General features: G+C 71.5%; 14 protein-coding genes. 6 read left to right on the top strand and 8 right to left on the bottom strand.

Going from position 1 to position 17350, the window contains the following annotated elements; translation table 11 throughout:
• Nucleotides 1–13: 13 nt before the first annotated feature.
• Nucleotides 14–406: a DUF4150 domain-containing protein gene (locus tag WMF46_RS26560; RefSeq protein WP_012237562.1), complete on the top strand. Its 393-nt coding sequence runs from the start codon at nucleotides 14–16 to the stop codon at nucleotides 404–406.
• The gene (locus tag WMF46_RS26555) at nucleotides 403–2109 is read left to right on the top strand and encodes a hypothetical protein (protein WP_437979761.1); all 1707 of its coding nucleotides are present in this window, start codon (nucleotides 403–405) and stop codon (nucleotides 2107–2109) included. The genes WMF46_RS26560 and WMF46_RS26555 overlap by 4 nt, the downstream gene beginning before the upstream one ends.
• A gap of 185 nt (nucleotides 2110–2294) precedes the next feature.
• Here WMF46_RS26555 and WMF46_RS26550 read toward each other — a convergent pair whose 3' ends face one another.
• Complete coding sequence (locus WMF46_RS26550; protein ID WP_437979760.1) at nucleotides 2295–2999, bottom strand: CTP synthase C-terminal region-related (seleno)protein; 705 nt, start codon at nucleotides 2997–2999, stop codon at nucleotides 2295–2297.
• Nucleotides 3000–3006: 7 nt separating this feature from the next.
• Nucleotides 3007–5175 (bottom strand): DUF6055 domain-containing protein, encoded by a 2169-nt coding sequence (locus WMF46_RS26545; protein WP_437979759.1) that lies wholly within the window; start codon nucleotides 5173–5175, stop codon nucleotides 3007–3009.
• A gap of 438 nt (nucleotides 5176–5613) precedes the next feature.
• On the opposite strand from WMF46_RS26545, the gene WMF46_RS26540 reads away from it, so the two are divergent.
• Entirely contained in the window at nucleotides 5614–6534 is a 921-nt protein-coding gene (locus WMF46_RS26540) for a transposase (protein WP_437987939.1), read from the top strand.
• Between the two features lie 127 nt (nucleotides 6535–6661).
• Here WMF46_RS26540 and WMF46_RS26535 read toward each other — a convergent pair whose 3' ends face one another.
• The gene (locus tag WMF46_RS26535; protein WP_437979758.1) at nucleotides 6662–8071 is read right to left on the bottom strand and encodes a DUF6688 family protein; all 1410 of its coding nucleotides are present in this window, start codon (nucleotides 8069–8071) and stop codon (nucleotides 6662–6664) included.
• A 289-nt stretch (nucleotides 8072–8360) separates the two neighbouring features.
• Here WMF46_RS26535 and WMF46_RS26530 point away from each other — a divergent pair, with 289 nt between their 5' ends.
• Nucleotides 8361–9620, top strand: a complete 1260-nt coding sequence (locus WMF46_RS26530) for a hypothetical protein (protein ID WP_437979757.1) — start codon at nucleotides 8361–8363, stop codon at nucleotides 9618–9620.
• Nucleotides 9621–9806: 186 nt separating this feature from the next.
• On the opposite strand, the gene WMF46_RS26525 is transcribed toward WMF46_RS26530, so the two are convergent.
• On the bottom strand, nucleotides 9807–11807 hold the full coding sequence (locus WMF46_RS26525) for a hypothetical protein (RefSeq protein ID WP_437979756.1): 2001 nt from the start codon (nucleotides 11805–11807) through the stop codon (nucleotides 9807–9809).
• A 248-nt stretch (nucleotides 11808–12055) separates the two neighbouring features.
• Between WMF46_RS26525 and WMF46_RS26520 the strand changes: the two genes are divergently transcribed.
• A complete protein-coding gene (locus tag WMF46_RS26520) occupies nucleotides 12056–12748 on the top strand; it encodes a hypothetical protein (RefSeq protein WP_437979755.1) in 693 nt (230 codons plus the stop codon).
• A gap of 84 nt (nucleotides 12749–12832) precedes the next feature.
• Here WMF46_RS26520 and WMF46_RS26515 read toward each other — a convergent pair whose 3' ends face one another.
• The 4 genes from WMF46_RS26515 to WMF46_RS26500 form a co-directional block, all read right to left on the bottom strand.
• The gene (locus WMF46_RS26515; RefSeq protein ID WP_437979754.1) at nucleotides 12833–13672 is read right to left on the bottom strand and encodes an ABC transporter ATP-binding protein; all 840 of its coding nucleotides are present in this window, start codon (nucleotides 13670–13672) and stop codon (nucleotides 12833–12835) included.
• A 4-nt stretch (nucleotides 13673–13676) separates the two neighbouring features.
• Nucleotides 13677–14489 (bottom strand): ABC transporter permease subunit, encoded by an 813-nt coding sequence (locus WMF46_RS26510; protein WP_437979753.1) that lies wholly within the window; start codon nucleotides 14487–14489, stop codon nucleotides 13677–13679.
• Complete coding sequence (locus WMF46_RS26505) at nucleotides 14486–15529, bottom strand: sulfonate ABC transporter substrate-binding protein (protein ID WP_437979752.1); 1044 nt, start codon at nucleotides 15527–15529, stop codon at nucleotides 14486–14488. The genes WMF46_RS26510 and WMF46_RS26505 overlap by 4 nt, the downstream gene beginning before the upstream one ends.
• A 69-nt stretch (nucleotides 15530–15598) precedes the next feature.
• Nucleotides 15599–15871 (bottom strand): hypothetical protein, encoded by a 273-nt coding sequence (locus WMF46_RS26500; protein ID WP_437979751.1) that lies wholly within the window; start codon nucleotides 15869–15871, stop codon nucleotides 15599–15601.
• 2 nt (nucleotides 15872–15873) lie between these two features.
• On the opposite strand from WMF46_RS26500, the gene ssuD reads away from it, so the two are divergent.
• A complete protein-coding gene (ssuD, locus tag WMF46_RS26495) occupies nucleotides 15874–17013 on the top strand; it encodes an FMNH2-dependent alkanesulfonate monooxygenase (protein WP_437979750.1) in 1140 nt (379 codons plus the stop codon).
• The last annotated feature ends 337 nt before the right edge of the window (nucleotides 17014–17350 follow it).

Here is a 17350-nt window from a genome sequence, read left to right as displayed (position 1 = left end):
GAGGGGTGAAGCGATGCTCGCGAAGACGACCGCAGGGGGGATGTGCCTGGCGTTCCCGGACGTGTGCCTGACCCCGACGCCGGCTCCGGTGCCGATTCCATACCCGAACATCTCGCTCCATCCGATGAGCGTGCTCTTCGTGCCGAACGTGCTCGTCACCTGCGCGCCGGCGCACAACATGCTGACGGTCGCGCCGCTCACGATGGGGGACAACCCGGGCGTCGCGCTCGGCGTCGCGTCCGGGATGGTGATGGGCCCGTCGCGCAACGTGACCGCGGCCTTCACGGTGATCGTCGGCTGCGCGCCCATGACGCGCCTGACGAGCATCTCGATCCAGAACAGCACGAACGCGCCGGGCATGGCCATCGTACCGAGCGTCACCACCGTCCTCGTGCTCGCGCCGTGAGGGTCGCGAGCAAGGGGTCCGCCACGGATTCAGGGACGGCGCCGGAGAAGAGCACGCTGGCCGAGGCGCTCGCGAAGCTCGACGCGGCGATGCGCAGGCCGACGGGCAGCAGCGTCGATCCGGATCGGCGCCGCGTGGCGGCCCGGCTCGCGGATCTCGCTCGATGCGAGGACGACGAGCTCACGGCGTTCGCCAGGCGGCACCTGCCCGGCCGCGCGGCGGACGAGGCGGCGCTGCGCGCCGCGCGAGAGATGCTCCTGGCGATCGGCCGCGTCCTCGGTCCGGAGGGCGAGAGCGCCGAGGCGCTTGTCGTGCTGAAGGACGCGCACGGGGCGCTCGACGAGCGGCTGGCGGAGGCGAAGCGGGCCGCGGCGCAGCGCGCGGAGGACGAGGCGGCGGCGAAGCGCGCGGCGGAGGAGGCCGCCGCGACGACGGGCGCGCCGGCGCTGGTCGAGGCGCAGGGGCCGCTGTCTCGCCTGGGCGGGGGGCTGCCCTTCGTGCCGCCGACCGCGGCGAAGTATGACGCGGAGGAGGTCACCGCGACGACGAGCGCGCCGGCGCTGGTCGAGGCGCAGGGGCCGCTGTCTCGCCTGGGCGGGGGGCTGCCCTTCGTGCCGGCGGCGGCGCCGATGCCGGCGCCGGCGGCGCTGATGCCCGCGCCGATGGCGGTGCTGGGGTCAACGGCGGTGCCTGGGCCGGCGCCGCTCGGTGTGCCCGCGCCGATCGCAGTACCCGCGCTGGCACCGATGGCAGTACCGGTGGCCGCGCCCGCACCTGTGGCCGCGCCCGCATCTGTGGCCGCGCCCGCATCTGTGGCCGCGCCCGCATCTGTGGCCGCGCCCGCATCTGTGGCCGCGCCCGAGCCCCCTCCGGCGCCTGCGTCCACACCTGCACCCCAATCCGTCACCCAGCCCGCGATCGTGCCTGTTCCCGCGCCTGCGTCGGTTCCTCGGACGGACCCGCCGGTGAGCGGCGCGGAGTCGAAGCCTCTGAGCAAGACGCTCCCCGATACGCCGCGGGTCATCGACTCCGCGCTGCCCTTCATCCCGGTGGCCTCCGAAGAGCGCCCTCGGCCGTCCGTCGCTCGTTTCGACTCGGCGCTGCCGTTTCAGCCCGTCGCCAGCCCCGATGGACAGCCGGTGCGCGAGCCTGGTCCGGCGCCCGCGCACCACTCCGCGGCGGTGCCGCTCCACGACGAGCGTCATTCCGTTGCGGCCACGCCGAGCGCGCAGGCGGCTGCCACGGCGAGCCCGTTGCCGGTCGCTGCGTCGAGTGCGCAGGCGGCTGCCACGGCGAGCCCGCTGCCGGTCGCCGCGTCGAGCGTGCCGCCAGTCGCCACGCCGAGCGCGGCGCTGGTCGCCGCGCCGAGCGTGCCGCCGGTCTCCGCGTCGGGCGCGCTGCCGGCCGCCACGCCGAGTGTCCCGCCCGCCTCCACGCCGGCCCCCGGGAGCGTGAGCGACCCGCTCAGCGCGCGCCCGCCACCCTCGCTCACGCTCAACCAGTACGCCGGGCTCGTCGTCGCGTGCGAGCTGTACCCCGCCTACGTGGAGAGCACGAACGCACGCTACGGGGTTCCGACCCCCGCGGCGCGCGCCTCGCTCGACGCCTTCTGGGCAGGCCGCTTCGCAGCAGATCCCGCCCTTGCCCAGCGCTGGCCCGAGCTCTGCGAGGCCGCGCGCAGGTACTTCCTGCAATCGCGCTGAACGACGGCGCCGCACGCGCAGCGCCTCGCAGGAACACCTCGTGAAGCAGCAGACGCACCGGAACGCGGAAGCCGGCCGAGGTTCGAAACCACAAGGCGCCGGACGCCAGGAAGAGATCCAGAGCTCGGCGTCGTTGACGCTCTGTCGGATCCTTCCTCCGTTGAACGGTGTGCCGGCGCCGGCGTTCAGCCGGCGGCGCTCGAGCAGGCTCGGATGAGCTCGGCCACGAGCGGCGGCAGCCGACCGGCGAGCGCGGCGCGCTCCGGCTGGAACAGCGTGGCGACGAAGAACGGATGGCCGTCGAGCTCCACGGCGCGCACGTCGCCGGCGTCGTCCTCGGCGCCGATGCGCAGCGGGCCCGAGACCAGCGCGGCCTGGAACTCCGGGTTCAGGCCGTAGCGGCACCGATATCCTTCCGTGGCCTCAGGGCGGCCATACGCCCGCGCGATGCGGGTTCCGGCGTTGAAGCGAATCGTGCCGGTGGCCTCCACCAGCGAGCACGCAAGCGGCGCGATCACCGCGCGCTGCGCCTCCGGCGCGGTCTCCGCGTGCTCGGCGTCCGACCAGCCCAGCACATGGCGCGCGTACTCGACGACCGCGTGCTGGAAGCCCCCGCAGGTGCCGAGGAACGGGCGCCGCTGCTCGCGGGCGAAGCGGATCGCGCGCAGCGCGCCATCCATGCTCCGGTACGGGCTCGCCGGAACGCACCACAGGGCGTCGTAACGAGCCACCCGCGAGGCGTCGGTCACCTCCTCGGTCGGCACCCATTCAAAGGAGAGCGGCACGGATAGCGCCTCTCCCGCCAGCCGCAGCGCCACCGGGATGGCCCGGTGGGCCGTCACGGCGTCGTCGTGGTCACCGATGAGCCCAACATGAAGCATCGTCTGCATCGTAGCCTCAGCGCCGCCAGGTGTACGGCGGCGCGGCCGTCACCTCGGTGACCGTCGAGACGCCCGCCCAGTCGGCGGGGACGAACCCGTAGAACGTGTTGCTCGATTTCGATGTGGCGACGAACTCGACATCCCCGAGCAGCTTTGCTGTTCCGGAGACGGACTGGCCATCGCCGAACCAGCCGAGCGGGTAGAAGGTGGTCTGCACGTTCGCCGAGCCGCTCACGTTGAACCCGCGCGCCTGGATGCCCGAGCCGCGTTGCCCGACCAGGCTGAGCGCGCCGACACGGCCGCCGGAGATCACGCCGTTGACGATGGTCGCATGATCCTCGACGCGGACGTCGCCGCTCACCTCTCCGCCGAGGATGGTCGCGTAAGGACCGACGTAGACGCTCGACGGCGTGCCCGCGGGCGCGCAGCCGCCGCCGTTCGCGTGCCTCGTCGTGCCCCGCGGACACGCATCGAGCTGACCGTCCTGAAAGCCGGCGGGCCACGCTCCGTCGAGCTCCACCATGTACGGATAGCGATAGATCGACGGGTACGCTGGCCCGTCCGAGGGCTTCGTCCAGACCAGCTTCTGGTATTCGGTCGGCGTCGCGACCACGACCAGGTAGACGTGCTCGCCGGGGCTGACGCAGAAGTCCATCTCGCCGTCGCTCCCGCGCTGCAGCGGGCTGTAGCGCGATGTGGTCAGCTCCGGGTCCGTCGCGACGAGGCCCCAGCGCCAGCCGGAGTCGGCGCCAGCCTGCGTCACGCCCCGGAACACGACGCGCACGCTGGTCGCGTCCGATTTCGGGTGCAGGCGCACGACGTTGTAACCCCAGCGCTGCGGTGCCCAGTGATACGGCGAGACGAAGCGGCGATTCTGAGCCCAGTCCGCGTCGAGCGCCTCGAGGCGCGTGAGACGAAGCCGGCGATCGGTGCGGCCGTTCGACGTCATGTCGGCCTCGATCGAGCCGTATTTTCGTCGATACACGCCGGAGGGATCGCCTCCGTCCGTGGGCGGAGGGTCCTTGTAGTCCCAGGTGATGTTGTGCATCGCCCACTCGCCGAACTCGTCGTTGAGCCGCTCGATGTCCCAGCCACGGCTCAGCATGAGCTTCTGCCATGGGTCCCCTTGGCCGTGCGGCGCCTCGTGGGCCCACATGTCGTTGACGGCGCTGTAGCAGTGCTTGTCCTTCAGGAACTCGAAGAACTGCCAGTTGCAATAGCGGTTCCGGGTGTTGCCGTAGTAGAGGTGCGGCATGTTCGGCAGCATGTCCGAGCAGTGCACGTTGTCCCGCCATATCTGATGCGGCATCCAGTTCGCGTGGCTCTCGAAGATCCAGCAGCCGTCGCCGCCGCAATCGGGGAACGCCTGCGTCGTCGACTGCACGCCGTGCATGAACTCATGGGCGAGCCCCCACGGGTCGCGGGCGGCGTCGGGGCCGATCCACATCCCCATATAGTTGACGCCGTTGCGGCTCCACCCGCCGCCCCAGAGCGGGAAGCTGTTGTCGAAATGGACGGCGGCCTTCCACTTGTCCGCTGATTTGCAGTACGGCTCGGGGAAGAAGATGGGGCTGCCGAAGTACGCGCTCCAGATGCTCTCGAGCGTGTCCGCCGCCTCCTCCGCCTGGCTCAGGTCGATGTCCGTCCCCTCGGGCCAGTAGAAGGCGAAGTGCGCCGACTCGTGGCGCAGCGGCGCGCGCGTCTCGCCGCCGTCGCGCGGCGCCCTCCAGGTGCCTGCCGTGCAGCTGGCCCCCGTGGTCTGGCAGCTCGTCGCCCACGCCGTGCTCGTCGTGCCCTGCTCGCAGGCACCGGGGTTGCCGCCTGCAGCCCCGGTCGAGCCGCCGGTTCCAGCCGCCTCTGCCGTCGATTCGGCGGTGCCGTCGGCGCTGCTGGTGCTGCCGGTGGCGCCGATGCCCCCGGCGCTGCCGGTGCTGCCGGTGCCGACTGCGCCTGAGGTCGCCGTCGTGCCGCCGCCGGACCCTGATCCCGGAGCAGGTTCCTCCGAAGCCTGACCGCACGCCGCGAGGAGCGCGGCGACAACGAGCGCGGAGCCGTTCACGAGAGGCTGCTGGAACAATGTGCGAGTCGTGCGACGAACGCCCGCGGGGGTGCGGAATGTGTAAGTAAAGCTCTCACGGGCTGCGTGTTTGTGCGTCGCGAACGAGTCATAAGCTGGGTCGAGCATGCTGTATTCTCGTTCGGAGCGCGCTCGCCATGCAAAATAAAACAAAGCCGGGACCCAGACCTGACCCAGGTTGAGACCTGACCCAACCAGACCTGACCCAGGTTGAGACCTGACCCAGGTTGGACCACAGACCGACCCAGGTTGAGACCTGATCCAGATTGGGCCCGAAGACCCGACCCAGGTCGGAGACTCGACGCAGGTCGTTCCAAGACCCGACCTAGATTTGCTCCCAAATATTAACCTAGGTTGGGTTGGGGGGAGAGGTTGGTGGAAGGGGATGGGCTGCGATGTCTGGAGGTGGTGAATATAACATCCGAGGTGGAAGACGGCATGGCGGCCGCCACCTCTGGCGCAGTGATCGCCACCTGTGGGGCGTGGCAAGTGCTTGAAGTTATTGACTGCAATCTCTGGCACAGCGTTTGTCTATACGGACGGGCCATGAGCCACCCCCGCGAGATCTCGCCCGGCGCTACCTATATGATCACCCGTCGCGTCTTGCGTCGGCACCTGCTCTTGCGTCCCGACGCAGCGATCACCCAGCTCTTGGTCTACGCCCTCGCGGTCTCGGCTGGTCGCTTCGGAATCGAGGTGCACGCGTTCTGCGCGATGTCAACGCATCTACACCTGGTCGTGACGGACGTGAATGGCGTCCTGCCGCGCTTCTTGCAGTTCTTTCATCGCATTGTGGCGCTCGGGACCAAGGTGCTTCGCGCGTGGGAAGGACCGGTATGGGACCACGAAGCCACGAGCGTTGTGCGCCTCCTGACGCGCGCTGCGGTCGTGGAGAAGATCGCCTACGTGCTCGCGAACCCTGTGGCCGCTGGCCTCGTCCGGCATGCGTGTGAGTGGCCGGGGGCGAAAGTCGATGTGAGAGAGCTCGGCTGCGGCGTGCTGCGTGCGGCGCGTCCTGTGGCGTACCTTGACCCGGAAAATCCACAGTGGCCCGAGGAAGTGATGCTGCCTCTCGCGCTGCCACCGGCGGTCGAGCAGGACGGCATCGATGACTTCCGGCACTTGGTCGCCGCCGCGCTCAAGGAACAGGAGGCGCAGGCCCATGCGGCGCTGCAGCGGCAAGGGCGTCGCTTTCTTGGTGCTGAGCGAGTCAGCAAGATCTCCCCGTACGAGCGCGTCACGAGCTTCGAGGCGCTGGGCGAACGCAATCCGACCTTCGCGGTTGGCCGCGAGCAGGGTGATGCACGGCGAATCGCTGGTGCTGCGGTGCGGGCGTTTCGTGCGTCGTACCGCGCGGCGCTTGAACGGTGGCGCGCCGGGGTACGCGGTGTGGTGTTCCCGGCGGGAACCTGGTGGATGCGCACGTTCCACGGCGCCAGCGTGACGGACCTCAGACTCGTGGTGTAGATACCGCGTGGCGCCGTTCTCAGCGATGCGCAAAGCGCGATGATGGCTCAACCTGGGTCGGTCGGGGGCGCAACCTGATGATGGCTCAACCTGGGTCGGTCGGGTGCGGCGGGCCGCTGGGCCGCTCTCACCTGTACATACGGTGGATTCGCTCTTCGGGGGCGCGCGGGTCGAGCAGCAGGAGCGTTAGGTAGAACGCCCACTCCAGCGGCTTCATCGCGAGATAGACGAGATCCGCAGCCCAAGCGGCGCCGATGTATCGGCTCACGGGCAGCCCCATCCGGTCGTAGAGCTGGCGCGCCGCGCGGCCGAAGCGCGGCCAGCGCTCGTGCAGCAGATCCTCGAAGGCGTTGGCGATGGCGAGCTGCCGATTGACGAGGATCGGCGTGCCGCCCCGCCGTCCGAGCCGGATCGGGCGCACAAGCCAGGCGTGGCCGCGCGCAGCGACGGTGCACAAGTAGTGGCAATCGCCGGGCAGCTTCACGATTGGGAGCTGCGACAGCGTGTACCCGCATGTGCGGGTGAAGACCTGGAGGGCGGCTGCCGGATGGTCCAGCCAGGCCGCGTGCAGGACGGCGTGAACCCCGAGCAGCAACGGGGAAGCCGCGAGGGCGCGCCACAACGTGGGTCGGTGAATCGCGGGCGGCGGCGGGAGCGGGACTTGCGGCGGCCCCGTGCGATAGGCGGGGTCGGCAGCGGCCAACGGAGCGGGCGCGCTGGCCTCGACGCCCCGCCTCAAGAGGCGAGCGCGCAGCTCGGCGGAATAGAAGACGACAGTGAACACCGGCGCGACGCACGGCAGGAGCAGCGGCGGCACGAGCAGGCCGGCCGCGACCCAGGGGCCGAAGTGCACCACCAGCAGGACGTGGAGCGCAATTCCGACGAGCAGCGCTGCATGGACGACGAGCTCTGCAGGGCCAGGCAGCGCTTCTTTCCGGCGCCGTGACACGACATAGGCGAGCGCGGTGAGGGCGTGCAGCGCGATCAGGCCGTGGACTTCCGGCTCGGCGAGCGGCCGGAACGCCGTGGTGCCGGCGTCGCATGCCGAGACAGTGCACGTCCCGGGGGCATCATGGCTGTACGCCAGGCCCCAGACGGGCAGGAGGAGCAGCGTGAGCACCTCGGCCGCCACCTGGAAGGGGTCGCGCCCCCGGCGCCGTATCGCGCGGTATGTCCATACGGTCAGGCCGATCCAACAGGCCAGCCCGAGCGCTCCGGCGGCGAAGATCGCGGCATCGAGTCGGACGAGCTGCCCCACGCCGAAGAGCAGCGCCGCGAGCGCGGGAACGCCGTAGCCGGTGGCCACCAACGCGGCGAGGGCACCGTCTGTCAGCGAGAAGGGCCGCTCGGTCGGTGGCTGCTGCGGTCCGGTCGGTGGCTGCTGCGGTCCGGTCGGTGGCTGCTGCGGTCCGGTCGGTGGCTGCTGCGGTCCGGTCGGTGGCTGCTGCGGCTCGGTCGGTGACTGCTGCGGCTCGGTCGGTGACTGCTGTGGCTCGGTCGGTGACTGCTGTGGCTCGGTCGGTGGCTGCTGCGGCATGCGTCCACCATGCTAACGGCTCCAGTCCCAGGAGATCCATCCTGCGAGGTGCAGCGCGCGTCCTTCACGGGCCGCGTCGCACGTCGGAGCGTGAGCCGTGCTGGCTGCTCGCGCAGGGAACCCCTGTCGCGTCGAACGGATGCTGATAGGATCCATGGGATCTGGCATGAGCCCGGACCGAAAGCGCCGTCCGCGCCCCCCAACCTCGCCCGAAAGGCGGCCGCTCCGGCGGCGGGCGCACGCGAGCGCCGAGGATCTCCTTACGTCGGCCATGAGCGACGAGGAGCAGATGAGGCTCGCGCGCGTCGTGCTCAGGTCCGGCTCCCGCGAGGCGATCAACCGTATCTTCGAGTACTTCCAGCGACGCCAGGCCGAGACCCGGTGGGGAAGAGACAACCCCCTGCACGAGATCGCCGGGGCGATGCGCGTCCAGGCGATCAAGGCGCTCAGGGGCCCGCCCGGGCAACACAGCAGGAATCACAGGAGCGCGCTCCTCGTCCTGTGGGTAGCCGGTCGTCCGGGCGATGCTCCGCTCCTCGTGTCGCTCCTGGCCGCGCAGGACCCGGACGGCCTGGATAGCGACATCTTGCCGGTGCTCCAGCACGTCATTTCGGGCTACGAACCCAGCGACCCCCAGGTCATCGCCTCGATCGAGCGGTTCATCGAGCGGTCGACGTCGCTGCGGGATCTCCACGCCGCGTCGCTCGTCCTCCGCGAGTACCGCATTCCCGAGGCCGAGTCGGCGCTCCAGCGTGCCCTCGCCGCTCCAGATCCGTGGCGGCGCGCCCCCGTGATGGCGGCCCTCGTCGTCAGGAATCCGGGGCAGCACCGGCGCGCCGGCGAGGCGTTGCTGGCCGCGTTGAAGCTGGAAGCGCGGGCGGCCGAGGCCTGGGACAAGGATTCGGTCCAGAGGGCGCTCGCCGAGGCGCTCGACGGGGCCAGGGAAGCGTTCGAGTCCGGGGAGGAGGCCAGACCTCCGTCGGTTCCCGCGGCGCGGATCGAGGAGCTCGACGGCATGCCCGACGAGGACTGCGCTGCGTTCCTCGACGGGCTTGGACGGGAGTTCACCGTGGATCAGGCGCGCCTGCTCCCGCGCCTCCAGACCGCGTCCCTGGCCCGGAAAAAGGCCCTGCTCCGCGCCCTCGGGGCCGTGGCGACCGGCGGAACCCCCTTCTTCCATGCCGTGTGGCCTCTCACCTCCGATCCCGACGAGGAGATCGCGGCGCTGGCCATCGCCGCGTGCGGGGCCACGCGCTCGGACCAGGCGAGGATGCGGCTGACGGCGAGGCTCAGGGGTGCGATCGCGAGGGACGATGCGGCCGCCGTAAGGCCGCTCCTGAGCGGCCTGCGCGGCTGTCTCTACGACGGCGCGGTGTGGAGCGCGGCGCTGTCCCTGTCGTGTGAGAGCGCCCGGAGGTTGGCGATCGAAGGGCTCGAGCACGCCGCCGTCCTGCGCGGGCCGGCGATCGAGCTGCTGAACGAGGCTGCGAGGCGCGAGAGCAGCGAGGAGCTTCGTCGGCGGATGGTCCGGCTTCTCCGGGACCGCTGACCCAGGCGACGGCGGCGGGGGCTTCTACGGCTATCGCCATCGCCCGCGACGTCATCGCCCGCGACGTGGTTGAGCCCCGCGCCATTGCCCGCGACGTGGTTGAGCCCCGTGCCATCGCCCGCGACGTGGTTGAGCCCCGCGGAGCCCCGCGCCATCGCCGACGCGAGGGACCGCGCGGAGGCGGCGCTAGCGACCCGCGGGGCCGAGCCGGCGCCCCTCGGTCGGAGGCTTCGGCCCGGAGGGCGTCTCCAGCACGAACTCGCCGCCGTGGGTCAGCACGTGCCAGCGCGGAGCCCGCGGCTCGGGGGGCGGGGGCCCCACCCTTCCTTGGACGTCCGGCGCAGGATTTGGACGCACGCGGAACCGCACCTGCCCGTCCCGCATCTCCATCAGCGTCAGGTCCTGGGAGACCTCCACGTCGCGCGCCAGGGGGAGCGCCGGCTGCCCTGGGCGATCCAGCGTCACATCGAGGCGGCTGCCGGCCGAGGCCGCGGGCGAGCTCGCGAGGAGCGCCGCGCCGCCGGGAGCGGGAAGCGCCGCGACGCCGTCCGGCGCCGTGATCCGGCGCCACGCCTGCGGTGTGCCGAGCGGCAGCGGGCTTCGCACGAGCGCCTGCAGCGGCTCGCGCTGGCGGGCGCTTGCGGGCGGCGCCGGCTCGAGCAGGAGCAGCGTGCCATCCGGCGCCGCGGCGATCCACTTGAGCGTCTCGGCCGGGGTCGCCTGGCTCCCCTCCGCGTGCCATGCACCTTGCGCGCCCCGCATGAAGAGGGTCGCGCCCCCGCTGCTTCCGCGGCAGATCAGCACGCCGATGCCGGCCGCGTTGTGCAGCGCGACCGGCTGCGGGCACCCGTCGGGCGCCGCGACGGGCGTCACGGTGCTCGCGATGTGGTCGACGACCGCGAACGTCGGTGGCCGCGTGAGGTGCGCGGCGCAGGCGCTGCCGGGCGGTCGCGCGCTCGTCGGTTCGCAGATCCCGTCGCCGAACGTCGCGATTTGTGTGCGTGTCGGCTGTGGCCGCGGCGTGGCGCTTTCGAGCAGGCAGAGCGCGCCTCCGCACGAGACGCCAGCCGCGCCCATGAGTCCGATACCGCCCACGACGCCCCCGTCGTCGCTTTTGCACCGCGGCTCCCGCCCGACCGCGGTGTCGCCGCGCCGGGGCGGCTCGGGCGCCGGTGGGGCGACGGATGAGCGGAACGAGCCGGCCTCGATGGCGCGGATCGCGGGGGAGAGGTGCAGCGCGATGCCCAACGTGGGTCGGGCATATAAGGACGTGGTGTATAAGGACGCAGCAGCGGTCCTGGCCCACGCTTGGCCGTCGCGGCTCAGCACGGCGGGGCAGCTCGCATTGCCGTTCCAGATCCAGGATCCTGCGCGCTCGATCGAGCGCGGCTGGAACGCAGATCGCTTCCAGGTCTGCCCGCGATCCAGCGAGAGGAACGTGTCAGGCGCCGCCGGCTGCTGGCCGCGCGCCGGCGCCTGGACCACGGCCGCGAGCACGCCGTCGGGTCGCACGAGCACCGCGCGCACCGCCTTGCCGGGCGCGACGACGGCCGAGGTGAAGCTGCGGCCCTCGTCGGCGGAGACGCTGACGCGCTCTCCGGCCGCGGCCGCGATGAGGGCGCCGGCGGCGTCCCAGGCCGTCGCGCCAGGCACGCTGCCGCGCGACTCGAAGCCGTCCGCCCTCAGCGCATCGCGGACGCTGGCGGCGCGGTGGAGCGCGCCCTCCGGCGTGGCCGCATAGAGCGCGTCGATTTGCGGGCCGGCGACGCCAACCCAGGTGAAGCGTGCGGGCAGCTTCAGCGGGCCGACGACGCCGAGCTTCTCGTCGACCGCGAAGGCTCCGCCCGCGGGATCGGCGCCGCTTCCCTTCGCGGCGAAGATCGCCAAGTGCTCCCCGAGGGCGATCTCGGTGTGCTCGCGGAACGGGTCCCGACCGGCCCTCGTCCGCTCCTGCTCTCCGAGGGGCGGCTCGACCCAGGTTGCCGGCGGGATGGCGGCGCTCGGCAACGCCAGCGGGGCCGAGGGATCCACGGCCGGCGCGCTCGCGGCGCGCGCGGGCGCTTCCAGCGGGGCCGGGGGGATGGCGACCCAGGCCGGCGCGAGCGCCGCGGGGGTCGACCCGGCGGCGGGACCACACGAAGCGACGAGGAGCGGGAGGGGGAGGAGCGCGAGCCGCGAAGCCATCATGCAGGGAGGGTCTCCTGGGCCACCCTTACCAGGCCCCCCGACGGGGATCACCAGGCGGGCGGTCGCCATGCGCCCCGCTGGCCATCGCCTCGGCCATCTGCTGAGCTGGACCCGTGCGCACACCGCGAACGCCGAGCCCCGCGAGCCTGTGCGCCGGACGAGCCGCAGGCGGCGCCCGCTCCTCGCCACGGCTCACCGACGTTCGGCGCGCAGGCGACGTGACGGGCGCGTGGGCCCCACGGACCGCCGTGGAGCGAAGGCGCTTTGCCATCCTGGTCACGGCAGCGTGCGTCGCGGCGTGCACGCGAGAGCGCTCGTCCGGAGCGCCCGCCCAGACATCGCTCCCCATCCAATCGTCGATCTCCACCCCGCAACCCTCCGCGACGCCGCCGTCGGCGCCCCCACCGAGCGCCACCGTCGATGCGCCGTCGTGCACCCCGCACGACCGACCCACGAAGCTGTACTGGACGGAGGGGTGCTGCACGCCGGTCGTCGCCAAGGACGTGGTCGCGTGCCTCTCGGAGACCGAGCGCGCGGCCGTCGGGTATGTTTCGGCCGAGCTCGTGAGCCACTGCGAGTGGGGCGAGCTGCCGACCGACGACGCGAGAGGTCACCTGGACTGCCCGTATACCTCGGCCCTGGGCTTTGGCTATCAGTGCGAGGACAAACACCGGGATTTTCTGCGCCGCTGGTTCCAGGAAGACGTGCCGAGCAGGTGTTCGCAGAAGCCGGATACAGCATATCAACAGGAGGTCCTCGTCGAGCTCACGTTCTCCACCGTCGGCACGCGCACGACCGTCGACTACGAGGCTGCCGGCACGACCGGGCCCGGCGGCAAGTCCTGGGCTTGGACCGAGACGCTCGTGTTCGAGCCCCGGGGAATCGAGCGGATGAAGCTTGTGCGCCGGACGGCCAAGGGAAACCGGCCGAAGGCCTATTAGGCTGCACGATCGCCCGACGTCCGGAAATAGCTCGAAGGTGCGAACGCTCCTTCGGGGCCTGTGGCGCCTGCGCGAGGGATCCAGTCAATGGCGAGCAACCTCGAGGCCGCTGGGGGCCAAGAGGGTCGCTGGATGCCTGGAAACGTCCTCGCGCGAGGCGCGCCGTGACAGCCCTCCTTCTTCCGGGGATCTCCTGAAGATCGCGTCGAGGAGCACACCGGCCAGGCGGCCGACCTCCGGAAACTCCCTGGCCCGGGGGCGCGGCAGATCGACCGCGACGCTCTCCACGATGCGCCCCTCGTCGAACACCAGCACGCGATCTCCGAGCAGGACCGCCTCCTCCACGTCGTGCGTCACCAGGATGGCCGTGAAGCGGCGCTGCGCCCACAGCGACTCGACGAGGCGTTGCGCCCCGATCCGCGTCAGGGCGTCGAGCGCGCCGAACGGCTCGTCGAGCAGCAGCACCTTCGGGTCGTGGACGAGCGCGCGCGCGAGGGCGACCCGCTGCCGCTGACCTCCCGAGAGCACGCCCGGGTAGTCGTTCAGCCGATCTCCGAGCCCGACCCGGTCGAGCACGTCGCGCGCGCGCGCGTCGCGCCCTCTCGGCCCGCCGATGCACGTGTTCTCCAGCACCGTGCGCCAGGGCAGCAGCCGGGGCTCCTGGAAGACCACGCGCACCGCCTCGCGCGCCGCGACCTCCCTCGAGGCCAGGACGCGCGCCGCGCCGCGCGTCGGCTGCTCGAGGCCGCACAGGACGCGCAGCAGCGTGCTCTTGCCCGAGCCGCTCCGCCCGACGATCGTCACGAATTCGCCAGGGCGGATGTCGAGCTCGATGCCCGAGAGCGCGAGCCGGTCGCCGTACCGCTTGTCGACCTGCTCCAGCACGACGCGCGCGCCGGCGGTCTGATCGCCCGAACCGCTCATTCGTTCACCTCGCCTCGAGCCGCTGCAGCGGCGGCTGCCACGGCAGGAGTCGGCGCTCCAGCCACCGCGCCAGCGAGTCGGCCAGCTTGCCGAGGATGGCCCAGAGCACGATCGTGAGCACCAGGAGATCCATCTGCATGAACTCGCGGGCGTTCATCGCGACATAGCCGAGGCCCTGGCTCGCGCCGAGCGTCTCCGCGACGATGAGCACGAGCCACGAGAGCCCGAGCGCGAAGCGCAGACCCACGAGGATCGAGGGGAGCGCGCCCGGGAAGATGACCTCGCGGTAGAGCGCGAACCCCCGCACGTCATAGACCTGCGCCATCTCGATGAGCTGCGGATCCACGCTGCGCACCCCGTGGAACGTGTTCAGGTAGACGGGGAACAGCACCGTGATCGCGACGATGAAGAGCTTCGCGGTCTCGCCGAGCCCGAACCACAGGATCACGAGCGGCACGAGCGCCAGCGCCGGGATCGCCCGGAGCATCTGAAGCGGCCCGTCGATGACCAGCTGCAGCGGGCGCGAGAGCCCCGTGCCGAGGCCGAGCGCGAGCCCGACGGCCGCGCCGACGACGAGCCCGCCCACCGCCCGCAGCGCGCTCACGCCGAGGTGCGCGGGCAGATCGCCGCTCCTCGTGGCGTTCGAGGCGGCCACGAGCACCTCGACGGGCGACGGCAGCAGGCTTTTGGGGATGATCTGCAGCCGCGACAGGACCTCCCAGAGGATCACGAGGGCCAGCGGGGCCAGCCAGGGCGCGATGCGCACGCCGAGCCCGCGCACCGCGCCGCCTCGAATCGGCCCTTCGCCGGCCGTCATCGCGCGCCTCCGATCGCGGCGCCCGGCAGGAGCGCCTCCTCGACGCGGATGTCGCGCGGGATGATCGCGAGCTTGTGGAACGTATCGGCGATGGCTTGCTGCCTTTGCACGATCTCCGGCGTGATCGGCAGGATCTGGAACGCGCGCCGGTGCTCGGACCGCAGGAACGCCTCGTACGAGATCCCCGAAGATCTCGCGAGGATCTGCGAGGCTTCCTCGCGGTGCCCGTCCTCCCAGGCGCTCAGCGCGCGGTACTCGTCGAACACGATCTGCAAGATCGCCGGCTGCTCTTCCGCGAACTCTCGCCGGACGACATAGAAGAGGCGGTTGTCGACGAGCCCCTCGCCGTCCTGGAGGACACGGGCCCCGGCGAGCTCGGCCGCTGCCAGGAAAGGATCCCAGATCACCCAGGCATCGACATTGCCACCCTCGAACGCGGTCCGCGCGTCGGCGGGCGCCAGGAAGACGACCTGGATGTCGTCCAGCGTCAGCCCGGCGCTCTCGAGGGCCCGAACCAGCAGGTAATGCACGTTGGAGCCGCGGTTGAGGGCGACGCGCTTGCCTTTCAAGGCCGCGAGCGTGCGGATCGGAGAGTCCTTCTTGACGAGGATGGCCTCGGCCCTGGGCGCCGGCGCGTCGGTGGCGGCATAGACGAAGGGCACGCCGCCCGCCTGCGCGAACACCGGCGGCGTCTCGCCGACGTGGCCGACGTCCACGGCGCCCGCGCGCATCGCCTCGAGCAGCGGAGGACCGGCCTGAAACTCGACCCACTCGGCGCGGGCGTTCCTCGCCTCGAGCGCCTTCGTCAGGGCCTCCGCGCGCTCCTTGAGGAGAAACGGCGTGCCGATCTTCTGGTACCCCAGCCGCACCACCACCGCCGCCCGCGTGTCCTCGGCCGCCTGCCCGGCGTTCGCCGCCTTCTCGCCCGTGGCGCCCGCCTCGCCGCCGTCGCGGCCGCACCCGAGCAGCAACAAGCTCGAGAGAGCTGCGCAGCCCAGCAGCGCGGAGCGGACCGTCGTGAACGAGATGTACCTGATCATGAGGGCTCTTTCGCCTCCTCTACAACCCACGTCAGCGCGTAAGGATGGTATTATGATGTAAAATTTCATCTATGGCGGATGCGTGGCGTAAACCTCGGTCCAGCAGCCGCTGTGCCAGGTCGAGGCGTGGCGCTCCGCCGGGGAGCACCCATGGAGGAGCGGTCGACTGCTGTTCCAGCAGCAGTCGATCAGCAGTTGATGTTGCTGGGGCAGCAGCGGCGTCGCGGCGGGCTGTCCGGCGAGGTTCCTTGGCGCCGCGGGCTCCAGCGCGCGGCGGCGCGCGGTGCGGATCGTGCTCTCGCGCGCCTGACCCGGCGACTCACGGGCGAGGAGCTTCTCCATCGATGAACGTCTTCTGGTTTCTTCCGACGCACGGGGACGGCCGCTACCTTGGCACCGCCGAGGGCGCGCGCCCCGTCACGCTCCCTTATCTTCGTCAGATCGCGCAGGCCGCCGACGACCTCGGCTATCACGGCGTGCTGGTCCCCACCGGGCGATCGTGCGAGGACGCCTGGGCGGTCGCGTCGGCCATGATCCCGCTGACGCAGCGGCTTCGCTTCCTCGTCGCCGTGCGGCCGGGCGTCGTCTCGCCCACGTGGGCCGCCCGCATGGCGTCCACGGTCGATCGCCTGTCGGACGGTCGCCTGCTCGTCAACGTCGTGACCGGCGGCGATCCGGCGGAGTCCGAGGGGGATGGCGTCTTCCTGAAGCACGACGAGCGCTACGTGGTCACCGACGAGTTCCTCGGCATCTGGCGGCGCGTCATGGCCGGCGAGACGGTCGACTTCACGGGGCAGCACCTGCGCGTGAAGGGCGCGAAGATCCTCTTTCCGCCGCTCCAGGCGCCGCACCCGCCGCTCTACTTCGGGGGGTCGTCGCCCGCGGCGCACGCGCTCGCGGCGCGCCACGTCGACGTTTATCTGACCTGGGGAGAGCCGCCGGCCGCCGTGGCCGAGAAGATCGCGGACGTGCGCCGCCGCGCGGCGGCGGAGCAGCGCACGGTGCGCTTCGGGATCCGCCTGCACGTCATCGTCCGCGAGACGGCGGAGGCGGCGTGGGCCGCCGCGAACGACCTGATCCGGCACCTCGACGACAGCACCATCGCCGCGGCGCAGCAGGCCTTCGGGCGCCTCGACTCCGAGGGGCAACGGCGCATGGCGGCGCTGCACAAGGGGCGGCGCGACGCCCTCGAGGTGAGCCCGAACCTCTGGGCCGGCGTCGGCCTCGTGCGCGGCGGCGCCGGAACGGCGCTCGTGGGTGACGCGGAAACGGTCGCGCGCCGCATGAAGGAGTACGCGGAGCTCGGGATCGAGACGTTCATCCTGTCGGGGTACCCGCACCTCGAAGAGGCCTATCGGGTCGCCGAGCTGCTCTTCCCGCGGCTCCCCGTCGAGCGGAGGGCTGCAGGCGTCCGCCCGAACCTCACGGGGCCGTTCGGCGAGATCATCGCCAACGACATCGTCCCGCACCGATCGCAGAGCTGAGGCGGAAGGCCCCGCCCCGAGACGTCACTCGAGCTCCTCGGGGTCGGCGTCGTCGAGGGCGCGCCGCAGCAGATCTAGGTCGCCCTCTCGACGCACGACGCAAAGGCATCGAGGAGGGCCGGGTCCGGGCTCTCGATGAACGCGTTGCGCGGCCTGGCGGTTCGGGACGGGACCGCGGCGCCCCTGTGCGGTGGCTTCGTCCGGGAATCGGCGGGGCCGTCACGATTTCGTGAAGGGCGACCGGGGCTGGCCGCATCCAGTGAGCAGAAGAGGGTTCGATGAACCCGGTCCACGCAGGTCCCGCGGCTGGGGCTTGACGGCCCCGAAGCGTCTGGAC

It is taken from the genome of Sorangium sp. So ce117 (genome assembly GCF_051524395.1).
In the GTDB taxonomy this organism is placed as follows: Bacteria; Myxococcota_A; Polyangia; order Polyangiales; family Polyangiaceae; genus Sorangium; species Sorangium cellulosum_B.
The sequence above is the reverse complement of the archived record's forward strand: the minus strand, read 5'-3'. Positions and strand labels throughout refer to the sequence as shown.

Bases quoted from the DNA above. Each gene is read 5' to 3' on its own strand.
- WMF46_RS26550 (WP_437979760.1), bottom strand. From the start codon at position 2,999: ATGCAGACGATGCTTCATGTTGGGCTCATCGGTGACCACGACGACGCC.
- WMF46_RS26510 (WP_437979753.1), bottom strand. From the start codon at position 14,489: ATGACGGCCGGCGAAGGGCCGATTCGAGGCGGCGCGGTGCGCGGGCTC.
- WMF46_RS26540 (WP_437987939.1), top strand. From the start codon at position 5,614: ATGAGCCACCCCCGCGAGATCTCGCCCGGCGCTACCTATATGATCACC.
- WMF46_RS26500 (WP_437979751.1), bottom strand. From the start codon at position 15,871: ATGGAGAAGCTCCTCGCCCGTGAGTCGCCGGGTCAGGCGCGCGAGAGC.
- WMF46_RS26535 (WP_437979758.1), bottom strand. From the start codon at position 8,071: ATGCCGCAGCAGCCACCGACCGAGCCACAGCAGTCACCGACCGAGCCA.
- WMF46_RS26560 (WP_012237562.1), top strand. From the start codon at position 14: ATGCTCGCGAAGACGACCGCAGGGGGGATGTGCCTGGCGTTCCCGGAC.
- ssuD (WP_437979750.1), top strand. From the start codon at position 15,874: ATGAACGTCTTCTGGTTTCTTCCGACGCACGGGGACGGCCGCTACCTT.
- WMF46_RS26515 (WP_437979754.1), bottom strand. From the start codon at position 13,672: ATGAGCGGTTCGGGCGATCAGACCGCCGGCGCGCGCGTCGTGCTGGAG.
- WMF46_RS26505 (WP_437979752.1), bottom strand. From the start codon at position 15,529: ATGATCAGGTACATCTCGTTCACGACGGTCCGCTCCGCGCTGCTGGGC.
- WMF46_RS26525 (WP_437979756.1), bottom strand. From the start codon at position 11,807: ATGATGGCTTCGCGGCTCGCGCTCCTCCCCCTCCCGCTCCTCGTCGCT.
- WMF46_RS26545 (WP_437979759.1), bottom strand. From the start codon at position 5,175: ATGCTCGACCCAGCTTATGACTCGTTCGCGACGCACAAACACGCAGCC.
- WMF46_RS26530 (WP_437979757.1), top strand. From the start codon at position 8,361: ATGAGGCTCGCGCGCGTCGTGCTCAGGTCCGGCTCCCGCGAGGCGATC.